This window comes from Chromatiales bacterium 21-64-14 (assembly GCA_002255365.1).
Lineage (GTDB): Bacteria > Pseudomonadota > Gammaproteobacteria > 21-64-14 > 21-64-14 > 21-64-14.
In genome coordinates this window covers 52,859-72,500 of sequence record NCBI01000010.1, presented here as the reverse complement: position 1 = coordinate 72,500, position 19,642 = coordinate 52,859, and the positions used below count along the sequence as shown (strand labels likewise).

At 65.5% G+C, this 19,642-nt stretch carries 22 protein-coding genes (1 of these 22 only partly in view); 13 read left to right on the top strand and 9 right to left on the bottom strand.

The features are described from left to right. Nucleotides 1–147, bottom strand: the 5' end (the start) of a protein-coding gene (locus B7Z66_07215) for a tyrosine--tRNA ligase (GenBank protein OYV76856.1). The gene continues 1,053 nt to the left of window position 1, outside the view; 147 of the gene's 1,200 nt are visible here — the first part of the coding sequence; the start codon lies at nt 145–147; its stop codon lies beyond the left edge, outside the window. 258 nt (nt 148–405) lie between these two features. Here B7Z66_07215 and B7Z66_07210 point away from each other — a divergent pair, with 258 nt between their 5' ends. Together B7Z66_07210 and B7Z66_07205 are read left to right on the top strand one after the other, a co-directional pair. After that, nucleotides 406–1,695 carry a hypothetical protein gene (locus B7Z66_07210; GenBank protein ID OYV76866.1) on the top strand — a complete coding sequence of 430 codons (1,290 nt, stop codon included), beginning with the start codon at nt 406–408 and terminating at the stop codon, nt 1,693–1,695. 121 nt (nt 1,696–1,816) lie between these two features. Then, nucleotides 1,817–2,932 (top strand): anhydro-N-acetylmuramic acid kinase, encoded by a 1,116-nt coding sequence (locus tag B7Z66_07205; GenBank protein ID OYV76855.1) that lies wholly within the window; start codon nt 1,817–1,819, stop codon nt 2,930–2,932. 185 nt (nt 2,933–3,117) lie between these two features. Here the strand turns inward: B7Z66_07205 and B7Z66_07200 are convergent, their stop codons facing one another. The 3 genes from B7Z66_07200 to B7Z66_07190 form a co-directional block, all read right to left on the bottom strand. Next, a complete protein-coding gene (locus tag B7Z66_07200) occupies nt 3,118–4,278 on the bottom strand; it encodes a citrate synthase (protein OYV76865.1) in 1,161 nt (386 codons plus the stop codon). Between the two features lie 109 nt (nt 4,279–4,387). After that, entirely contained in the window at nt 4,388–4,753 is a 366-nt protein-coding gene (locus B7Z66_07195) for an iron-sulfur cluster insertion protein ErpA (protein ID OYV76864.1), read from the bottom strand. A 123-nt stretch (nt 4,754–4,876) separates the two neighbouring features. Continuing rightward, complete coding sequence (locus B7Z66_07190; protein ID OYV76854.1) at nt 4,877–5,332, bottom strand: cell shape determination protein CcmA; 456 nt, start codon at nt 5,330–5,332, stop codon at nt 4,877–4,879. A 223-nt stretch (nt 5,333–5,555) separates the two neighbouring features. Between B7Z66_07190 and B7Z66_07185 the strand changes: the two genes are divergently transcribed. After that, on the top strand, nt 5,556–5,897 hold the full coding sequence (locus tag B7Z66_07185; protein OYV76853.1) for a hypothetical protein: 342 nt from the start codon (nt 5,556–5,558) through the stop codon (nt 5,895–5,897). Between the two features lie 302 nt (nt 5,898–6,199). Here B7Z66_07185 and B7Z66_07180 read toward each other — a convergent pair whose 3' ends face one another. Beyond that, complete coding sequence (locus tag B7Z66_07180) at nt 6,200–7,231, bottom strand: N-acetyl-gamma-glutamyl-phosphate reductase (GenBank protein OYV76852.1); 1,032 nt, start codon at nt 7,229–7,231, stop codon at nt 6,200–6,202. 570 nt (nt 7,232–7,801) lie between these two features. On the opposite strand from B7Z66_07180, the gene B7Z66_07175 reads away from it, so the two are divergent. Then, nucleotides 7,802–9,121 carry a chloride channel protein gene (locus B7Z66_07175; GenBank protein ID OYV76851.1) on the top strand — a complete coding sequence of 440 codons (1,320 nt, stop codon included), beginning with the start codon at nt 7,802–7,804 and terminating at the stop codon, nt 9,119–9,121. A 69-nt stretch (nt 9,122–9,190) separates the two neighbouring features. Further along, nucleotides 9,191–9,475 (top strand): oxidative damage protection protein, encoded by a 285-nt coding sequence (locus B7Z66_07170; protein ID OYV76850.1) that lies wholly within the window; start codon nt 9,191–9,193, stop codon nt 9,473–9,475. Between the two features lie 24 nt (nt 9,476–9,499). Here B7Z66_07170 and B7Z66_07165 read toward each other — a convergent pair whose 3' ends face one another. Further along, on the bottom strand, nt 9,500–10,783 hold the full coding sequence (locus B7Z66_07165) for a hypothetical protein (protein ID OYV76849.1): 1,284 nt from the start codon (nt 10,781–10,783) through the stop codon (nt 9,500–9,502). Nucleotides 10,784–10,966: 183 nt separating this feature from the next. Beyond that, nucleotides 10,967–11,368 carry an iron-sulfur cluster assembly accessory protein gene (locus tag B7Z66_07160; protein ID OYV76848.1) on the bottom strand — a complete coding sequence of 134 codons (402 nt, stop codon included), beginning with the start codon at nt 11,366–11,368 and terminating at the stop codon, nt 10,967–10,969. 292 nt (nt 11,369–11,660) lie between these two features. Between B7Z66_07160 and B7Z66_07155 the strand changes: the two genes are divergently transcribed. Beyond that, nucleotides 11,661–11,927 carry a hypothetical protein gene (locus tag B7Z66_07155; GenBank protein ID OYV76847.1) on the top strand — a complete coding sequence of 89 codons (267 nt, stop codon included), beginning with the start codon at nt 11,661–11,663 and terminating at the stop codon, nt 11,925–11,927. After that, the gene (locus B7Z66_07150; GenBank protein ID OYV76846.1) at nt 11,902–12,276 is read left to right on the top strand and encodes a hypothetical protein; all 375 of its coding nucleotides are present in this window, start codon (nt 11,902–11,904) and stop codon (nt 12,274–12,276) included. Before B7Z66_07155 ends, B7Z66_07150 begins: the two co-directional genes overlap by 26 nt. A 102-nt stretch (nt 12,277–12,378) precedes the next feature. On the opposite strand, the gene B7Z66_07145 is transcribed toward B7Z66_07150, so the two are convergent. After that, on the bottom strand, nt 12,379–12,543 hold the full coding sequence (locus B7Z66_07145; protein OYV76863.1) for a rubredoxin: 165 nt from the start codon (nt 12,541–12,543) through the stop codon (nt 12,379–12,381). Nucleotides 12,544–12,689: 146 nt separating this feature from the next. Between B7Z66_07145 and B7Z66_07140 the strand changes: the two genes are divergently transcribed. The 6 genes from B7Z66_07140 (at nt 12,690) to B7Z66_07115 (ending at nt 18,444) form a co-directional block, all read left to right on the top strand. Continuing rightward, the gene (locus tag B7Z66_07140) at nt 12,690–13,520 is read left to right on the top strand and encodes a hydroxymethylpyrimidine/phosphomethylpyrimidine kinase (GenBank protein OYV76845.1); all 831 of its coding nucleotides are present in this window, start codon (nt 12,690–12,692) and stop codon (nt 13,518–13,520) included. 3 nt (nt 13,521–13,523) lie between these two features. Continuing rightward, the gene (locus tag B7Z66_07135; GenBank protein ID OYV76844.1) at nt 13,524–14,165 is read left to right on the top strand and encodes a thiamine-phosphate diphosphorylase; all 642 of its coding nucleotides are present in this window, start codon (nt 13,524–13,526) and stop codon (nt 14,163–14,165) included. A gap of 54 nt (nt 14,166–14,219) precedes the next feature. Beyond that, the gene (locus B7Z66_07130; GenBank protein OYV76843.1) at nt 14,220–15,500 is read left to right on the top strand and encodes a glutamate-1-semialdehyde-2,1-aminomutase; all 1,281 of its coding nucleotides are present in this window, start codon (nt 14,220–14,222) and stop codon (nt 15,498–15,500) included. 107 nt (nt 15,501–15,607) lie between these two features. Beyond that, entirely contained in the window at nt 15,608–17,638 is a 2,031-nt protein-coding gene (locus tag B7Z66_07125) for a hypothetical protein (protein OYV76842.1), read from the top strand. After that, on the top strand, nt 17,628–17,993 hold the full coding sequence (locus B7Z66_07120; protein OYV76841.1) for a hypothetical protein: 366 nt from the start codon (nt 17,628–17,630) through the stop codon (nt 17,991–17,993). Before B7Z66_07125 ends, B7Z66_07120 begins: the two co-directional genes overlap by 11 nt. A 223-nt stretch (nt 17,994–18,216) precedes the next feature. Further along, nucleotides 18,217–18,444, top strand: a complete 228-nt coding sequence (locus B7Z66_07115; GenBank protein ID OYV76840.1) for a hypothetical protein — start codon at nt 18,217–18,219, stop codon at nt 18,442–18,444. A 556-nt stretch (nt 18,445–19,000) separates the two neighbouring features. Here the strand turns inward: B7Z66_07115 and B7Z66_07110 are convergent. Then, nucleotides 19,001–19,588, bottom strand: a complete 588-nt coding sequence (locus tag B7Z66_07110) for a peptidase S16 (GenBank protein ID OYV76839.1) — start codon at nt 19,586–19,588, stop codon at nt 19,001–19,003. Nucleotides 19,589–19,642: the final 54 nt, after the last annotated feature.

The following is a 19,642-nucleotide window of genomic DNA, read 5'->3' as shown; positions in this document are numbered from 1 at the left end:
CAGGTGCAGATCTGGCGCAGTAGGATCGAAACCGGCCTTGACCCGAAGGGGCCGGCCGCGCGCGAGCCGTTCTTCCAGTTCCCGTTCCGGCAGGATCTCATCGGACCCACGCCGGATCTGTTCCAGGCCCTCCGGTACCGTGGTCATCGTACCCCACCTCGCTCGGCTCCCGGCCCCGCGCCGGTTTCGCCATCCCCATTCAAGAAACCGCCCCCCTGCACGCAATAGGGGACGGGGCCTGGGCACGTCACCGGGTAATTGACACCCGCCCGAACCCCGGGCTATGTTAACAGAATTATCCAAGCAAATTCCGTGGATTACAGGCCTCTGATCGATCAGCAAATCAAACCGCGGGCACCCCAGTGGAAGGTTCTCCGACGCCAGTCTGGGAAAATCCGCTGGTGGCTGCCCGCCGTAGTGGGGGTGGTCCTGGTGGGCGGCCTAGTCCTGTCTACCTCTCACGATCTGGCGGCACCTCACCGCGCCCGCCCCGCAGCCGCATCCACGCCCGCGGCACGCGCCATCCGGGCCCTGCCGCTGCCGGCCGCAGTGCCTCAATCGGTCGTCACGTCGGCCGCGCTTTCCGCGCGCGTGCAAACGCCCTCCACCGTGGTCCGGGTCCGCCCCGGTGATAACTTGGCCGCCATCTTCCAACGGGTAGGTGTAAGTCCGCAACAACTCCATGCGATCCTGAGTCTCGGGCCGGACACCGCCGCCCTGCGCCGGATCTACCCGGGCCACACGTTGAAGTTCGTGCTTGACGGGCCGCGCCTGCAATCCCTCGAATACGTGTTCAACCCTACGCGCAGCCTGCTGGTGCGGCGCGGCCCGGCCGGGTATACGGCCCAAATGATGGAACAGATGCCGGAGGTGCGTGTTGCCCACGCGACTGGCGTCATTCGCGACTCGCTCTTCGTCGCCGGACAGAAAGCGGGGCTGTCCGACAACCTGATCATGGAGCTTGCCCATATCTTCGGCTGGGACGTGGACTTCGCCTTGGACATCCGCGATGGAGACCACTTCGCCGTGGTCTACGAACAGCGCTATCTGAAGGGACGCCGGCTGAGCGACGGCGAGATCCTTGCCGCCGAATTCGTGAACCGCGGCCGCGTCTATCGAGCGGTGCGCTATACCGACGCGCGGCGACGCACCGATTATTTCGCGCCTGATGGCAGGAACATGCGCAAGGCGTTCATCCGTACCCCAGTGTCCTTCACGCGCATCAGTTCGCGCTTCAGCCTGCACCGAAGCCATCCGATCCTGCATCGGACACGCCGCCATGTGGGCGTGGATTATGCGGCCCCGGTCGGGACACCCATCCACGCCACCGGCGCAGGCAAGGTGGTGCTGGCTAGCCGCAAGAACGGCTATGGACGCACGGTGATCCTTCAGCACGGCCACGGCTATTCCACCCTCTACGCCCATCTGTCGCGTTTCGCGCGGGGTCTGCGCAGCGGCGCCCGGATACGTCAGGGTCAGGTAATCGGCTACGTGGGGATGTCAGGTCTGGCCACCGGCCCCCACCTGCACTACGAATTCCGCATCCACGGCGTACACCACGACCCATTGAATGTGCGCCTGCCCGACGCACAACCCATCAACGCCCGGTACCGCGCCGACTTCCAGGCCAAGGCGCGCCCGTTGCTGGCCCAGCTCGCGGTCCTGGAACGCACTCAGGTGGCGCTGGGGGACTAGGCGGCCGCTGTCACGCCTGTCTTGCCACCGGCGCCGCCCGTAGTACCGTCCCGCCGCGTCGTAACGGCTCAGCATTCACTAGACCCAAACCGACGGCGGGAAGACCAGGAGGGAACTACCTATGCCCGAGCTTTACATCGGCCTGATGTCCGGCACCAGCATGGACGCGGTGGACGCCGCCCTCGTGGACCTGGAACACGCACCGACTCTTGTGGCAACTCATAGCGAGCCGATCTCCGAGTCTTTACGCCAGGATCTGCGCGCCCTGGCCCAGGGGGAGTTCCCCAACGAGTTGGAGCACAGCGGACGCCTCGACGTGCACCTCGCTGAGCGTTTCGCCGCCACTGCCCTCGCAGTGGTCAAAGCCGCGGGCCGCACCCCGGATGAGATCCGCGCCATCGGCAGCCACGGCCAGACCGTGCGCCACCGGCCCGCCGGGCCCTACCCCTTCTCCCTCCAGATCGGCGACCCCAACGTGATCGCGGAGCGCACCGGAATCACCACCGTGGCGGACTTCCGGCGACGCGACCTCGCAGCCGGGGGCCAGGGCGCCCCCTTGGTGCCGGCGTTCCACAATCTGGTCTTCCGTAGCCCCGAGGAAGACCGGGTGGTGCTCAACCTGGGGGGTATCGCCAATATCACGCACCTGCCCCAGAATCCCGCGGCGCCGGTGATCGGCTTCGATACTGGACCGGGCAACGTGCTCATGGACGCATGGTGCGCCCGCCACGTGGGGGACCCCTACGATGACGGCGGAGAATGGGCGGGGACAGGGCGGGTCTGCCCAGGGCTCCTCATGGCATTACTCGCGGATCCCTATTTCGCACAGCCCGCGCCGAAAAGCACCGGCCGGGAGCACTTTCACATGGCATGGCTGGAACAGGCCTTGGCTACCCAGCCGGAACCACTCCGCGCCGAAGACGTGCAGGCGACGCTGGCGGAACTCACTGCGGTCTCCGTAACACGCGCCGTGCACCAGCACGCCCCGGAACCCCAGCGCCTGCTGGTGTGCGGAGGGGGCGCCGCCAACCGCGGACTGCTGGCACGCATCCAACGCCATGCGCGCGGTTGCGCCGTGGAATCCACGGCCGCCTGGGGGCTGGATCCCAAGTGGGTGGAGGCCACCGCCTTCGCATGGCTGGCATATCAGACCCTGCGCGCGGCACCCGGCAATCTCCCTTCGGTCACCGGCGCGCAGCGGCCCGTGGTCCTGGGAGGGATCTATGTCCGCGGGTAAATATGGTGCCATGGCATCACCCAACGGGGATGCCGTGGCACTGCACGGCGGAACCCGCCGACACTGATACTGTGAGAGGCCGGGTCCCCAGGGCGGCGACGCCCGGGGTTATCGGGACCGGAGCCCGGGGCTGCGGGGAGCCGGCGTTGCCGGCCACGGGGAGGGGGGACGTCCGCGACGCCCGGTCAGCGGCGCTTGGTCATGGGCACGTAGGGCCGCACACCCTCGCCGGCATAAACCTGGGTCGGGCGGAAGATACGGTTGTCCGACAATTGCTCGCGCCAATGGGCTAGCCAGCCGGCGCAGCGGGCGACGGCAAAGACCGCGGTGAACTGATCCGCAGGAATGCCCATCTCCGTGTATAGAATTCCGGAATAGAAATCCACATTGGGATACACCCCTTTCGCAGCCAGGGGTTCTTCCGCGGCGGCCTCCAAGGCGCGGGCCGTCTCGAACAGGGGGCTGATCCTACCACCCCGATATTCCACCAGACGCTCCATCAATTTCTGCAGGAAGATGGCGCGCGGGTCTTTTACCTTGTATTCCCGATGACCGAAACCCCAAATCTTCTCTTTGGCCGCGAGCTTCTTCTGCAGCCAAGCCTTGGCGGCACCGGGACTGCCGATCTGGGCCAGCATCTCCACCACCCGCGCGTTCGCACCCCCGTGCAAAGGCCCCGCCAAGGTACCGATCGCGGCCGCGATCACCAGATAGGGACTAGCGAGTGTGGAACCCGCTACCAACGCCGCGAAAGTGGAGGCGTTGATGGTGTGTTCCGCATGGAGTATCAAGCAGGCGTCCATCATCCGCACGTCGAACGGGTCGGGATCCCGTCCCATGAGCATGTACAAGAAATTCTCCGCGTAGGTCAGATCGGTGCGCGGCGCCACCGGATCGTAACCGTTGCGGATGTGCTCCCACATGGCAACCAGGGTCGCCATGCGGGCCAGGAGCTTCACCGACATGTTGTGGATGTAGTTGAGGTCCGCGCAGCGATCGCTGCCGGTGAGGCACTCGTCCCCCGGGTAGAACATTCCCAGGCTTGCTACCGCGGTTTGGAGCATCTCCATGGGATGCCCGGTGGGCGGGAGGTATTTCATGATCTCCCGGATGTTGTACTTGACGCGGCGGTTCTGGCGCAGGTCCTCATCGAAACGGGCGAGCTCATGGGCGGTCGGCAGGCGGCCATCCAGCAGGAGCAGCGCCGATTCCTCAAAGCTGCTGTGTTCGGCCAGATCCTCGATCCGGTAACCGCGGTAGGTGAGGATCCCCTTCTTGCCGTCCAGAAAGGAGATGTTGGACTGGGTGGCGGGAACGCCCTCCAACCCGGGCAGGTACTCGCTCATGAGCATCCCTCGCGTGGATACGGCAGTCCTTTAGCATACCAAAAAGAACGGGGGAGGCAGCTGCCTCCCCCGTTTCCATCCGACCGTGGGGCCAGGGACAGACCGCGACTCAAACCGAGAACGAGGACCCGCAGCCGCAGGTCGTGGTGGCGTTCGGATTGCGGATCACGAACTGGGCACCCTCCAGACCTTCGCTGTAGTCGATCTCCGCGCCTGCCAGATACTGGTAGCTCATCGGATCCACCAGGAGGGTAACACCACCCTTTTCCACCACGGTGTCCCCGTCCTGGATATTCTCATCGAAGGTGAACCCGTACTGAAAACCGGAACACCCCCCGCCGGTGATGAACACCCGTAGCTTGAGGTTGGGGTTCTCCTCCTGGGACATCAGTTCCTTCACCTTGTGCGCCGCGTTGTCACTGAAGTTCAGCGGACTGGGCACTTCCGTTTCCGGCGTGTTCATGGGTGTGCTCATCGTGAGGGTCTCCGCGCTGGTCGCATCGCGCTGCACAGAATGGGTTGCGTCTGCCAGCACCGCTGGCCCGCCCCCGGGATCCAATAATACCTGCGCCCACTATAGGATACCCGAGTATTATCGTCAACTATTGGCCCGGGCCACTGGCCCGGCGGGTTCATCGTCCACGTCGCCCCCACCCTTGTCCAGCGCGACGGCCGCGGGTTTGGCCCCGTCAACCCGATGCACCAGCTTGCCGTTCACCGCCGCGCCTACCGCCATCTCGATGAGGTTGTAGTAGACGTTCCCGGTCACCCGGGCATGCGCCGCCAATTCGACACGGTCGGCCGCATGCACATCGCCGTTTACCCGGCCATCCAGGATTACGGTGGGCACGCGTACCTCGCCCTCGATGCAACCCCCTTCGCTGAGGGTCAACACTGCGTCGCTGCCTGACTCCGCGACCACGTTGCCCTTGACGGTGCCATCCACATGAAGCCCACCGCTAAACCGCACGTCTCCGTGGACCTCGGTCCGCTGGCCCACCAGGGTATCGATCCGGGCCCGGCTCCGACGCTTGCCGCTGTTCATACCCCACATCGCTGCGCTCCTCGGCCGTACCCGGCCACTGAAAGGTCTTTTCGATGACCCCGCGGGTGGGAGTCTCTACCCGCACCCGCACCAAGACGCTGCGCGGTGTAAACCTCGGGGGCAACCGCAATCGGCCCTGCAGGCGCTGAAAATATTTGAACCGGAATACGAGCGTCGGGGCCTTGCGGTCCACCTCCAGATCCTTGAGGCTCAAGCGCCCCGGCGTACCGCCTTGGCGCCCATCCACTTCCAGTGTCACCCCGCCCTGTGCCCACTGGTCGCGCTTCAGCACTTGGCTGAGGACCAGCTGATACCGGTAGATGCTCGGGTCACCCGTCCGGGAGACCATCAAGCTCTGGATCCGCAGTCCCACCTTCCCCGCCCGTGGACCCACCACGGTGCGGTAGAACGCCAAGTCCTGCTTCAGTTCCAGCACCTGGTCCTGCAATCCCTTAAGAGAACCTTTGACCTCGTCATAGGCCTCCCGGTCTACCTGCCGGGAGCGCTGGGCCATGGCCAGTTGTTCCCGCAAAACGTCGTTGTCCTTTTGGAGTTGCAAGATGCGTTCCAATGACTGCGCACGCTCCTGGCGAGCCGTAGCACCGTCAAAACCCGCCCGGAGCCGTCCATAGTCGAATAGCGCCCAACCCGTCCCCGCTAAGGCCAGCACCAGCACCGCTGCCACCACCACCCGGATTCGGCGCGACGGCCGGAAGGACAGGACCAGTGGTTCGGGTACCTTGGACATTGGAGTTCAGAATCCCGAATAAGACGGCGATGATTCCACCGACCGGTTCACAATCGCGCCCCGGGAGGGGCTCGGCACTCTGGGTCGGCGACGGGACGATACGACACGGACGGGACGGTCATCGCACGTCAGGGAAGCAGGGCGGGCGCGCCCAGGCCCGCAGCCTCGTCCAGCCCGAACAGGAGGTTCATGTTCTGCACCGCTTGGCCGGCGGCACCCTTGACTAGATTGTCGATCACTGACAGGACCACCACGGTGGCGCCATCGCCAGGACGATGGACCGCGAGACGGCAGGTGTTGGCGCCGCGCACGCTGCGGGTCTCGGGATGACTGCCGGCCGGCAGAACGTCCACGAATTGCTCGTCGCGGTAACGCTGTTCGAACAATTCCTGAACATTCACACCGGGATCCCGCAGCCGGGCGTACAACGTGGCATGGATCCCGCGGATCATCGGGACCAAGTGTGGGACAAAGGTCACGGGTACTGGCACCCCGGCGGCGGCGCCCAGACACTGCCGGATTTCCGGCAGGTGGCGATGCCCCGACACGGAATATGCCCGAAAGTTGTCGGAGGCCTCCGCCAGCAGCAACCCGATCTGGGCTTGGCGTCCGGCCCCGCTCACTCCGGACTTGGCATCCGCCACCAAGCTATCCAACTCCACGACGCCGGCCTCGACCAGGGGCAGCAGGCCCAACACCACCGCCGTGGGATAACATCCCGGGTTGGCCACTAGCCGCGCCGCGGACAACTGCTTCCGGTTCAACTCCGGGAGGCCGTAGACCGCCTCCGCCAATGGTCCCGGTGCGGTGTGGACTTGGTGATACCAGCGCTGCCATTCCACGGCATCGGCCAACCGAAAATCCGCCGATAGGTCCACTACCCGCACACCGGCCTCCAGCAGCGCCCCCGCCATGGCCATGGCGATACCGTGGGGCGTGGCGAAGAACACCATGTCACAATCCCGCAACGCGGCCCGCGCCGGGTCGGTAAAGGCAAGATCGACATATCCACGCAAATTCGGAAACCGATCCGCCACATCCCGACCCGCCTCGCTCCGAGAGGTGACTACGGTTACCTCGGCATGGGGATGGCCCGTTAACAGGCGCAGCAACTCCACGCCCGTATAGCCGGTCCCGCCTACGATTCCCACTTTGATCATGGATGTAACACCCCAGGGCGCCGTCCGCGCGCATCCGCCCATACTAATGGACTACATCGCAGACGGGGAGGGGTGAGAGCTCTCGGCGCACAGAATCCAGCGGACACAAAGAAAGCGGCCGGGGCCGCTTCGAAGACTTGGGGTGGTGCTATTGTTATTGTTTCGGAATGTATGTCGGGTTCCAAACGAACCCGAAGGATTGATTAGGTGAAATCTAGCGCCACCGTTAGGCCACGTCAAGTAATTGATTTAAAATAAGATTATTATAATATAATGAATCGTGGGTAATCCGAGGCGCAGCGGTAGGATGGGCGCGGGCAACGCGAGGAGTGGGGCATGGCCCCTCCCCTCACCCGGCCGGGTCTGGCATACTTCACCGGTTGATTAGTTGCCAGTGGTTACGAACCGTCGGCCCGATCGGCGCCAGGGGGGCTGCCCCGGGTCGGGGCCCGAAAAACCGGCGGCGCTTGGATCTTCCCAATCTGGCGATGCGTGCCTCACGACGCGGCTGCCCGCAGCGGCGGTCATGGCGCGCCTGTGCGCGCCCACGAACAGGAATCGTTACAACCCATGCTGAAACGGCTTTTGGGATCCGGACGCTTCACGGTCTCTATCGACGCGTGGAAGGCACGGGTGGTGTTCTGGGCGGGAGCGGGGATGGTAGGCTTGGTTGCGGCGTTCTTCGCCGAAATCGCCGTGTACGCCAACGAACTGTTCCGGACCTTGCTGGGGATCTCCCCCTACCTCCCGTTCCTGGTCGCCCCCGGCGGGCTCGTCCTGACGGCGTGGCTGACCAAACGTTATTTTCCAGGTTCCCAGGGCAGTGGAATCCCCCAAGCCATCGCCGCGCTGGACATGCGCGAACAGTTCATGCGCGAGCGTCTGCTCTCCATGCGGATCGTGCTCGGCAAGATACTGCTCACGGTGGTCGGCCTGTTGAGTGGCGCGTCCATCGGGCGCGAAGGCCCTACGGTCCATGTGGGTGTGGGGATCATGTTCTATCTGGGCCGCTTGGCGAAGTTCCCCCACCATTACATGGACCGCGGCCTGATCCTGGCCGGGGGTGCCGCCGGCATCGCGGCGGCCTTCAACACCCCCATTGCAGGGATCGTCTTCGCCATCGAGGAACTCAGCCGCTCCTTTGAAGAGCGCACCAGTGGCACGCTGCTCACCGCCGTCCTGCTCGCTGGCATCACCTCCATCGCCGTGCTCGGCAACTACACCTATTTCGGGTCCACCAACTCCGAACTTGGTTTCAGCTCCGCGTGGCTCGCGGTGCTGATCTGCGGGGTGGCGGGCGGCCTGCTCGGCGGCCTGTTCAGTTTCCTGATCATCTGGGGAACCCGCCGCCTGCGCACGGTGTACCTCCACCACCCCCTGCTACTCGCCGGCATCTGCGGTCTGATCATTGCGCTGGTGGGACTGCTGTCCGGGGACCGCACCTTTGGGAGCGGCTACTATGCCGCCCGCGAACTGGTGTTGGGCACCGGCACCGTGAGCGCTTGGTTCCCATACCTCAAGATGGTGGCAAACTTGGCATCTTATCTCAGCGGGATCCCCGGCGGCCTGTTTGCGCCGGCCCTCGCCGCCGGTGCCGGCCTCGGCGCACACATCGCCGAATGGTTCCCTCATGCACCCGCATCCGCGATCGTGATTCTGGGCATGGTGGGTTATTTTTCCGGTGTGGTGCAAACCCCGATCACCGCGTTCGTCATTGTGATGGAAATGACCAACAACCACGGACTGCTGCTGCCACTGATGGCCACGTCATTTATCGGCTACCTTACGTCCCGGTTGGTTCAACCCACGCCGATCTACCAAGCATTGTCAGAGAATTTCCGCCCGGCCGCCGCAGCGGAGCCCCAGAAGCCCACTGACGCGTCGGCGTGACCGACGCGTCGATGCGGGTGTAGAATTGACCCACAATCGCCAGCATGGCCCGTACGCGAGGCAGTCGTCATGACCAGAACTGTAGAGTGCGTAGTACTGAAACGGGAGGCCGAAGGCCTCGACGCGCCCCCCCATCCCGGAGAGCTGGGAGAGCGGATCTATGAGCAGGTCTCCAGAGACGCATGGAAGAAGTGGCTGGAACGCCTCACCATGATCATCAACGAAAACGGGATCAGCACCGCGGATCCCGCCAGCATTCCGGTCATTGAGCAACACATGCGCGGATTTCTGTTTGGAGAGGGCGAGCAGGGCGGCGTGCCTCAGGGGTTCCGACCCGCCGGCAGCAAAAAGTAGGTCCGGTACCGGATGCGGTATCCCTTAATGTGCGCCGATCTTCCACAGCGGTGCAGTCACCACACGCAAACAGCCGTGGGCACGCCGTAGCGCGCATTCCACCGCTGCCGGGTCCGGTCCATGGGCGAATAGAAACCCCAGGTAACTGGACCCTTCCGGCAGCGGCACCAGTTCATAGCCCTCCCGGACACTGATCTCGACTTCATCGATATACGGCACCCGCTGGGCCGCCAGTACGCCCTCGACGCGGCGCAACACCCCCGCTTCCGGAATCGGGATCATCATGACCCCGGCGGCGCCGTCCTCCGAACGATGCGGAAGCGGGCGCCCCACGGCTTGGGCCAGCACCAGCTCCTCCAAACCCACTCCGGTACCGAAGCGCAGCAGGCGCGCGCACTGGCCGCCGATGGTACGGGCCGCCACCTCCAGGATCCATGCGTCCCCATCGTGCAACCGCAGCTCGGCATGGACCGGCCCTTCGCGCAACCCGTAGGCCGCGCAGGCCTGCGCGGCGCGCTCACCGATCCGCCGCTGAAACGCCGCGGGCAGCCGCGACGGGGTGATGTAATAGGTTTCCTCGAAGTACGGTCCTTCCAAGGGGTCCGGCTTGTCGAACAACGCCAGGACCTCCAGCCGACCGTCCCGCAGCATCCCTTCCAACGCTACCTCGGTCCCGGACAAGTAACGTTCTACCAGCAGGTGACGGCGTTCCATCGGGTCCGCAAGCGCCTCCCGGTCCAGGATGCCCCGGATCCGCTGGCACGCCCCACGCAGTGCGGGCAGATCGTCGGCGCGCACGACCCCGCGGCTACCCGAGAGCATCAGCGGCTTTACCACTACTGGGAAGGGAAAAGCGCGGAGCTGCGACTCCAGCGGCAGTTCCAGATCGATGCGGCGGTGGTCCGGGACCGGGACACCCGCCTGCCGCAACCGGGTACGAGCCAAATCCTTGCGCCGCGCCAGCAGCGCGGCCTCCGGGGGGTTGTGGGGCAACCCTAGGGCTAGCCCCACACGGCTCGCCAGCTCCACGGTGGCGTCGTCGGTACCTACCACCCCCGCCAGGGTCTCACCCCGCAGGGCGGTGACGATATGCGCCAGAGCCCGCTCCGGCTGCTGCAGGTCCACGTGCAGCCCCCGTGCCACTGCACCAATAAGCGAGTGCTCCCCCTGGGAGGCCACCACCAAGTCGATACCGAGGCGATGGGCGGCCTCCAGATAGGGGACGATCCGATAACTGGTGGGAGGAGCGACCAGTAACAGCCGTGGCCGCTGCGCCGCATCGGGCGCCGTTGGAACATTGGATGCCATTGGAAGACCCGCGGAGCGCGGGACCGGACCGTCGCTCCCGATGCATCTCGTGTAGTGCTACGCGCTGTCGGCCGGTCCCGGCGCTGGCGGGTTCACACTCCGGCTCACTGGCCTTGCATAAGCAAGCAGCCTAGCACCTGGGGACCGGGATGGCGGTCGCCGCCGCGGGCCCGCGGCGCTTGGCTAGCCGGCGCCGCCGCAGGCGGAACAGGTTCCACTGCCGCCGGTGGCAGCAAACACGTTATTGAAGACAAAACTGGCGCCGCTGGGCCGATCGGCATAGTCGATCTCTACCCCGCGCAGAAAATTCAGTGCCACCGCGTCCACGTACAGAGTTACGCCGTCCCCCTGATAAATACAATCGTAGGGGGTGCGCGCATCGGTGAACGTCATGCCGTAGCTCATCCCGCTGCAGCCACCACCACCGACGAAGACCCGGATGGCCTCCACTTCATCCCGGTTCTCCTCAAGCAGTTCGGCCATCTTGCGGCGCGCAGTCTCGCTCATCTTCACATCCGCGTCGGTAAGCACCGCCTGGAAGGCAGCCTCCTGACTGGGGGCCTGGGTCTGCACAGTTCCACTCATCGCTGACTCCCTCTGCTGATTGCTCGATCTGGGACCACTCCGAGGCGTTCCCATCCCAAGTCTGCCGGTAAGTGTATCACTTCGCCCCCTGACGATCACCTTGGCTCCACCCCCGCTTTTCTATGGTTTGACCCGCCACGCCAATGGGTTAAGGGCAGTGCCAGGGCCTATATAACCTACAACATCATAACATAATGCAAATGATAACTATTTGCGTTTGTAATGACGGGTCGTGTAATATTGGCCAATCAGGTCGCCAACCCTGCCTACAGGAGGAAAACGCCCCATTTCCGTGGGCGTCGTGGTCAACAGCGGGCGTATCACCCGGCTCGATGTGCTGATCTTCCGCGTAAGCCGCGGGAGGGATGTGCGCCACCCATTCTGCACTCAACAATTCCGAGGCGCACGGCTCGACACCGACGGCCGGCTGGATCGAAACGTGGACGGCATCACCGGGGACACCTTGTCGGTACATGCGCTGATCCGGGTCGCGCGGCTCGCCCTGCTACTGCACCGCCACACGGAATTCGCCGATGGCACGCCACAACACACACCGTAGCGAGGATTCCCCATCGGCGTTCGTCGCTGGAACCGCCGCGCAGCCGGTAAGCTACGCTGTGGGGGAACATTGGCTGAGCGGCCTGGATCTCCACGTATACCTGGACGGGCGGCCGGTGGCCCTGGCCTCCGGTCGCTTGGTCGGCGCGCTACAGTTGGGATCCATGCTGATCGTCGCGGCGGGCGGGGAATTGGTCCTGCTGACCCTGGACGGGGAACCGGTGGAACGGCTCACCCAGGCCCAGGGGGTTCCGGCCGGTCTAGAGACCATCGGTGTCGACGGGCGTGGCGGCGTGTGGTTGCGCACCCCTACCGGGGTCTACCGGGGGAACCTGGAGGGGGCTGGCTGATGGATACCGCGGCCGCGCTGCTGAGCTTCCTCGCCGCCTCCGGGACCTGGCTGTGGCTACGTCAGCGGCGCAAACAGCAGACTCACCACCACTGGCCGCAGATCAGATCTCGATGACGTCAAAGTCCTCTTTGCCGGCGCCGCAATCGGGACAACGCCAAGTCGCCGGCACGTCCTCCCAGCGGGTACCGGGGGCGACGCCCTCGTCGGGCAGACCCGCGGCCTCATCGTAGATGAATCCGCAAACCACACACATATAGGTCTTCAGTCCGGTTTCGACAGGGGATGTGCTCATGGCGGGGGCGACAGCGTCTCGTGGGGTTGGCTGAGGGGGCTATTTTCCCATGTCCAGGCGGCGAGTCAAACCACCGGGCCCGGTGTTAGAATCAAGGCCTCGATTCCACCACGCGTCCGATGCTAACGCCTATCACCGTGAACACCCTCGCGCCCAATCCACCCCCGCCGGTGGTTCTTGCCATCTCCGGGCACGACCCCTGCGGTGGGGCCGGGATCCAGGCGGATATCGAGGCCCTCGCAAGCCTGGGCTGCCATACCGCGCCGGTGGTCAGCGCTGTAACCGTCCAGGACACTCAGACGGTACACGGCTACATGGCGCTCGATCCGATACTGATTGTCCAACAGGCGCGCGCGGTCCTGGAGGACCTGCCGGTGGCCGCGGTGAAGATCGGTATGCTAGGTAGTGTCGGCGCGGCCCAGGCGGTCCACACCCTGCTGCGGGACTACGCCGACCTGCCGGTGGTACTGGATCCGGTACTGGCCGCCGGTGCTGGAGGGGCCCTGGCCCCCGATGGCCTGCGCGAGGCGTTGATCGCCCTGTTGCTGCCCCTGACCACCGTGTTGACACCCAACAGCCACGAGGCTCGCGCCCTCGCGCCGGAGGGAGACACCCTGGACGCCTGCGCGATGGCGCTGCTGGAGCACGGCTGCGCGTTCGTGCTGATTACGGGGACCCACGAGCCTGGGGCCCAGGTGATCAACCGGCTGTACGGCGAACACCGGATCCTCGACACCACCGCCTGGGAGCGCCTCGCGGGCAGCTACCACGGCTCCGGCTGCACCCTCGCCGCGGCCATCGCCGGTCTGCTGGCGCAGGGATGCGAACCCCGCACGGCGGTGCGCGAGGCCCAACGCTATACCTGGGAGACTCTGCGCCACGGCTACCGGCTAGGTTCCGGGCAATCGCTGCCCCGCCGGCTGTACTGGTCCGACCGTGGGCGCCGGTGATTCGTGTCCAACACCGTGCTCGCGGGGCTCTACGTACTCACCAATGATGAACCCCAGGCCTCAGACGCGCTGATAGAAAGGGTGGAAGCGGCGATCCGCGGCGGCGCGCGCTTGGTCCAGTACCGGCGCAAGGGCGCCGCTGTGGAACTCCGACGCTCGGAAGCCGCGGCCCTGCGCTCTCTGTGTCACGAAGCGGGGGTCCCGCTGATAATCAACGATGACGTGGCGCTGGCCCGGGAGGTGGGCGCCGACGGGGTCCACCTGGGACGGCACGACACTAGGCTCTCTGCAGCGCGGACCGTGCTCGGCGCGCGCACGCTGATCGGCATCTCCTGCTACGCTTCGCTGTCGCGCGCCCAAGCCGCCGTGGCGGATGGCGCAGACTATGTGGCATTCGGCCGCTTCTTTCCCTCGGTAAGCAAGCCCGACGCCACGGCCGCCACCGTGGATCTGCTGCCCCGCGCGCGCGCCGCGTTGTCGGTGCCGGTAGTTGCCATCGGCGGCATCACACCGGAAAATGGCGCGGCGTTGCTCGCGGCAGGCGCCGACATGCTGGCGGTCATCCATGGCGTGTTCGGTCAGCCGGACATAACGGCGGCGGCCCGACGTTACGCCGGGCTGTTCGCACCCACCGCGCCGCGGTAACGGCTAGGTGGGCCGGACCCGTCGTCCACCACCACTGCACTGGCAGAGGCCCAGATGACCCGATCACACGAGTTGTTCGCCGCGGCCACACGTTCGATACCCGGAGGTGTGAATTCACCGGTGCGCGCGTTTCGCGCCGTGGGCGGGGAACCCCTGTTTATCCAACGTGGCGCAGGCCCCTATCTGTTCGACGCCGACGGGCGGCGCTATATCGACTATGTAGGCTCCTGGGGCCCGATGATCGCGGGTCACGCGCACCCGGAGGTATTGGACGCGGTGCATCGCACGGCGGAACAAGGCCTAGGCTTCGGAGCACCGACAGAACTCGAAGTACGTATGGCCCAGACACTCCAAGCGCGGATGCCATCCTTGGAGCTGGTGCGCATGGTCAACTCCGGCACCGAGGCCACCATGAGCGCGATCCGGTTGGCGCGCGGGGTCACCGGACGGGACGTGATCGTCAAGTTCGAGGGCGGATACCACGGCCACAGCGATTCCCTGCTGGTAAAGGCCGGTTCCGGCGCACTCACCCTCGGGGTCCCTACCTCCCCCGGGGTACCCGCGAGCCTTGCTCAGCACACCGCGACGTTACCCTACAACGACCTGGAGGCGGTGCGCAGCGCCTTTCGCGAGGCCGGGGAACAGATCGCCTGCGTGATCGTGGAGCCGGTCGCCGGAAACATGAGCTGCATCCCCCCGGTCCCCGGCTTCCTGCAGGAACTGCGCACCCTGTGCGACCGCTACGGCAGTGTGCTGGTCTTCGACGAGGTGATGACCGGGTTCCGGGTTCATCTGGGCGGTGCCCAAGCCCTCTACGGCGTAACCCCGGACCTCACCACGCTCGGCAAGGTCATCGGCGGCGGGCTTCCGGTCGGGGCCTTCGGCGGACGCCGTGCCATCATGGAATCCATCGCGCCGATGGGTCCGATTTATCAAGCTGGCACCCTGTCGGGCAATCCGGTCGCCATGGCAGCGGGGCTCGCCACCCTGGAGATTGTCGCGCGGCCGGGCTTCTTCGAGGCGCTCAGCGCCGCCACCGCGCGCCTCACCGCAGGACTACGGGCGGCAGCACGAGACGCCGGAGTGGACTTCACCACGAATCAGGTGGGGGGCATGTTCGGATTCTTCTTCACTGCCGCCCCCCAGGTGAGCTCCTATGCGCAGGCCACGGCATGCGATCAGGAGCGGTTCACGCGCTTCTTCCACGGCATGCTGAACGCTGGCGTGTATCTGGCGCCATCCGCCTTTGAATCGGGATTCGTCTCGGCGGCCCATGGCGCGGCCGAACTCGATGCCACGGTAGCGGCGGCGCGCCGCGTGTTGGCGACGCTGTGACGCCGGCCCGTTTCCGATCGCACTGGCCGCGCACCGCCAGTGCCCGACCTCCACAGTAGAGACGCCCCGTGCCCGATTCCATCCAGCCGATTTTGGCCTGGTTCAGCATGCACCCCACCTGGGCGGGCCTGGGGGTGTTTGGCATCACCTGCGCCGAGTCGCTGGCCATCGTGGGGCTGTTCATGCCGGGGATGCTGTTGATGTTCGGCATCGGGGCACTGGTGGCGGTGGACGCCTTGTCCCTCTGGCCCACCCTGGCGTGGGCCACCGCCGGGGCCATCACCGGGGACGTGGTGAGCTTCTGGCTCGGGCGTCACTTCCATCTCCGGCTCAAGGTCATGTGGCCATTCCGGCACTATCCGCGGCTAATGAACCGCGGCGTGGATTTCTTCCACCGGCACGGCGGCAAGAGCGTAGCCATCGGCCGATTCATCGGCCCGGTGCGTCCCATCCTCCCGCTGGTGGCGGGCATGCTCGGGATGCACCCGGTGCGGTTTTTGCTGGTGGCGGTACCCGCGGCCATGGTGTGGGCACCGGTGTTCATTCTCCCTGGAGTGGCCTTCGGGGCGTCTCTGCAACTGGCCGCGGAGGTGGCCACCCGGCTGGCGGTGCTGTTGGCGCTGGTCATCCTGGTGCCCTGGGCGGTGTACTGGCTGGTGCGGCGGGCATACGGGTTGCTGGCCCCCCGGGGAGGGCGCCTGCTGGACCGCGCCTTGGACTGGGGCCACAGCCATCCAGTGCTGGGCCGGATCACCGCGGGGCTGGTGGACCCCCAGGAACCGGAATCCCGCGCACTCCTGCTTTCCGCGTTGTTGCTGCTCCTGGGCACCTGGGGCTTCTTCCGGATCCTGGTGGTGGTGACCCATCACCAGATTCCGCTCCCGCTGGACCACACCGTGTACCACTTTTCCCAGGGCCTGCGCAGCCCGTGGGGCGACCGGCTCATGGTCCTGGTAACAGAGCTCGGCGGACAGCCGGTGGATATATCCCTGACCCTCGCCGTCGCGGCTTGGTTGGCACTGCGCCGGCGCTGGCTGGCCGCTGGTCACTGGGTGGCCGCCGTGACCTTCGGGGTGCTTGCCACCCTGGGGTTGAAGGTCATCCTGGAAATCCCGCGCCCGGTCCCGGACCTGTACGGGGGGCTCAGCACCTACGCGTTTCCCAGCGCCCACGCGACCCTCAGTACTGTTACATATGGGTTCCTCGCGGTGCTGATTGCCCGGGAACTGCGCCCATCGAAACGCTGGCTGCCTTATACCGTCGCAGCGTTGATCATCAGCTTGGTAGTCCTTTCCCGGATCTACCTCGGTGCTCATTGGCTCACGGACGTGCTCGCGGGGACCAGCCTCGGACTGGCCTGGGTGGCGCTGCTGGGCATCGCCTACCGTCGGCACAGTACCGCGCCACTGGAAGTGGGCGGTGTACTCGCCGCCGCCCTGGTGGGCCTGTTGGCAGCCGGAGTATGGCAGGTGGGCCATCAGTATCGTCTGGACCTGCAGCGCTATACACAGCGCCATCCGATCCATGTGCTAACGGAGAACACCTGGTGGCAGGGGGGCTGGCGTCAGCTGCCGGCGTTCCGGATCGACCTCGCGGGCCGACAGACCGAGCCTCTGACTGTACAATGGGCCGGCCCGTTGACGACGCTGGAGCACACCCTGCGCGACCATGGCTGGGTCACGCCCCCACCCCTCACCCCGAGCACCGCGCTGCGTTGGCTGTCCAGCCGGCCGGTCCTGGACAAGCTCCCGGCACTGCCCCAGGTGCACAATGGGCGGCATGGCTCTCTGCTGATGATCCACCCGGAGCCCGCAGACCCCGTGAAGGGCGGACAACACCAATGGGTCCTGCGTCTATGGACCGCGGACACCCGGCTCATGCCCGGAGGGATTCCGGTTTGGGTAGGAACCATCACCGAGCAGTCCCTGTACCGACCCCTGGGGCTGGTGGCAGTGCCGCGAGCGGGCACCCGGTTCAATCGCGCGGTGCGAACTCTGGAAGGGTTCCTGGACGACTTGGCGTGGCGCGCCGTGCGCCGTCACGGCCCCACGACCACCGACCCGAACGCACACTGGAACGGCACAGTGCTGCTGATACGCGCCCTCCCCCCAACCGCGGGCCGTTCCAGTGAAAAATAGGCCGTTCCGGGAACGGCTCGGATTTGCCTTGGCGGGACTCCGATCCGCGTGGCGCCACGAACAAAGCCTGCGCACCCAGGGCATCGTCGCGACGCTGTTGCTGGCGGCGCTGGTCGCGCTAGGCGTATCCCCCGTATGGTGGGCGCTGGCCGGCGCCCTGACCGCGGTCGTAATCGCCGCGGAGCTGTTCAACACCGCGTTGGAGCAACTCGCCGATCGTCTGCACCCCGAACAACACCCCGATATTCAGCGCGCGAAGGACGTCGGCGCGGCCGCGGTGCTGGTGCTCAGTGTAGCCGCAGTATGGGTAGGCCTGTGGTTGCTGGTCGCGTGGCTGCAAGCCCCTGCAAACTGAACCGTCGCGAACGCGGACACCCGGCGTCGCCGGATCCCCCCACGACATTCCCGCGAAACTGATCACCGCGACACAGCCCTGGCCCTAACGCCAGTCAAATAGTTGTTCTTAATGAACTTAAGTGACCTTGGCACATGACTTGCTGCCCCTTGGACACGGGGACGCCGATGGCAGCGATCTCGGATGACCCGTTCGAATGACTGCAATACTAAGGAGGTACATCATGGACCGCACGAATCGCCTTCGCTTCCTCCCCGCCACCGTGCTGGCAGGCCTGTTGGCTTCCGCCGCCTGGATTGGCGCTCCCGCCTTCGCGTCTTCCAGCCCGGCGGGGCTCCATGCTTCCGCGCTGCGGGGGGCGCCGGCCGCGCAGCAGACCAATGCAAAACCCACCAAGGCCTACTGCCGTAAGCATCCGACGGACCCGCGCTGCCAGAACCCGGGGCAGTAGTAAATCCGTTCGGGCGGCACGAGCGCCAGACCCTTGGCCCCGTGCCACCACTTCCCTGAACACAGGGCGCGATCCTCATCGGGATCGCGCCCTTTTCGTGTGCGGACCGCCGTGCCACCCACGACCGATGGCCGGAGTACCACATTGTCGCAGGATGGGAACATAAAAATAATTTTATATAATAATTAGTTATCGGAATTCAACACAACGCCGTCGGCCACGCCCGACACCCATGGCGCGAAGATTTTGGATCCCATCGGAAGGCCCCCGCTGTTCGCCCGGCCCCTCCCGCGGGGGCCGTACACACGAACAACCGCCGGGCGCCGCGGACCCACCGCCGACACCCGGTCGCAGCGAATGCGGGTGGTGCGCGCCCGTCCGGGCGCACGCAGCGGTATGTCCGGAAACAAGACCGTGATCGAGGATGTGTAGCCGAGCGATTAGAAAATCGGGGGGTCGTTTCGTGATCGATCAGGGACCCTTGTACCAGCGTATCCCAAGGGGACCGCGAAAATGCGTCGCGTCGCTACCGCCCCTCCGCCTTCCGGACCGACGCTTAGGCCAGTTCCATGCCGTCAACGATCTCACCGAGCCGCTCCAGGCGCTGCAGTGGGTCCGTGAGTTGCAGGAAGTACTGCTTCTGGGACAAGCGCAGCGGGAGCAGTTCGGCCAGCCTCCAACCAACCCACCGGGCGTCGTCAAAATGGGTGGGCAAACTACCGTAGAGGGATTCAAAGCGCGCCAGCATGCGGCCCAGCAGGTCCACCATAGGCCGGCACGCCTGGGGAATCTCTGCGGCGGGCTCTTCGGCCATCAGACGCACATGGGCCACGGAGAGTTGGTTCCCCTGGACGTCCACCGACTCGACTTGAAACCGGCCCTGACCATGGACCGTGATCCCCAGCAAGCCGTCCGCGCGCACGTTCCAGTCCGCGACCCGGGCAAGGGTCCCCACCTCGTGGGTAGACGCGGCCTGCCCCACTTCGTCTCCCTGGCGGATCAGACAGACCCCGAATTCGCGCTCCCGTTTCAAGCAGTCGCTGACCATATCCAGGTAACGGGGTTCGAACACCCGCAAAGGCAGGGGTCCCCCGGGAAACAACACCGCATGCAGCGGGAACAGGGGGACTTGGATTTCATCCATCAGGGTGACGCGCCGGCTAAGGGTGCTTACCAGTGTTTCGTAACTTTGCGGCGA

Coding starts and splice junctions, on each gene's coding strand:
- B7Z66_07165 (OYV76849.1), bottom strand. CDS start 10,783: ATGGCATCCAATGTTCCAACGGCGCCCGATGCGGCGCAGCGGCCACGG.
- B7Z66_07130 (OYV76843.1), top strand. CDS start 14,220: ATGACCCGATCACACGAGTTGTTCGCCGCGGCCACACGTTCGATACCC.
- B7Z66_07205 (OYV76855.1), top strand. CDS start 1,817: ATGCCCGAGCTTTACATCGGCCTGATGTCCGGCACCAGCATGGACGCG.
- B7Z66_07150 (OYV76846.1), top strand. CDS start 11,902: ATGGCACGCCACAACACACACCGTAGCGAGGATTCCCCATCGGCGTTC.
- B7Z66_07200 (OYV76865.1), bottom strand. CDS start 4,278: ATGAGCGAGTACCTGCCCGGGTTGGAGGGCGTTCCCGCCACCCAGTCC.
- B7Z66_07115 (OYV76840.1), top strand. CDS start 18,217: ATGGACCGCACGAATCGCCTTCGCTTCCTCCCCGCCACCGTGCTGGCA.
- B7Z66_07175 (OYV76851.1), top strand. CDS start 7,802: ATGCTGAAACGGCTTTTGGGATCCGGACGCTTCACGGTCTCTATCGAC.
- B7Z66_07190 (OYV76854.1), bottom strand. CDS start 5,332: ATGTGGGGTATGAACAGCGGCAAGCGTCGGAGCCGGGCCCGGATCGAT.
- B7Z66_07170 (OYV76850.1), top strand. CDS start 9,191: ATGACCAGAACTGTAGAGTGCGTAGTACTGAAACGGGAGGCCGAAGGC.
- B7Z66_07125 (OYV76842.1), top strand. CDS start 15,608: ATGCACCCCACCTGGGCGGGCCTGGGGGTGTTTGGCATCACCTGCGCC.
- B7Z66_07160 (OYV76848.1), bottom strand. CDS start 11,368: ATGAGTGGAACTGTGCAGACCCAGGCCCCCAGTCAGGAGGCTGCCTTC.
- B7Z66_07180 (OYV76852.1), bottom strand. CDS start 7,231: ATGATCAAAGTGGGAATCGTAGGCGGGACCGGCTATACGGGCGTGGAG.
- B7Z66_07195 (OYV76864.1), bottom strand. CDS start 4,753: ATGAGCACACCCATGAACACGCCGGAAACGGAAGTGCCCAGTCCGCTG.
- B7Z66_07110 (OYV76839.1), bottom strand. CDS start 19,588: ATGGATGAAATCCAAGTCCCCCTGTTCCCGCTGCATGCGGTGTTGTTT.
- B7Z66_07140 (OYV76845.1), top strand. CDS start 12,690: ATGCTAACGCCTATCACCGTGAACACCCTCGCGCCCAATCCACCCCCG.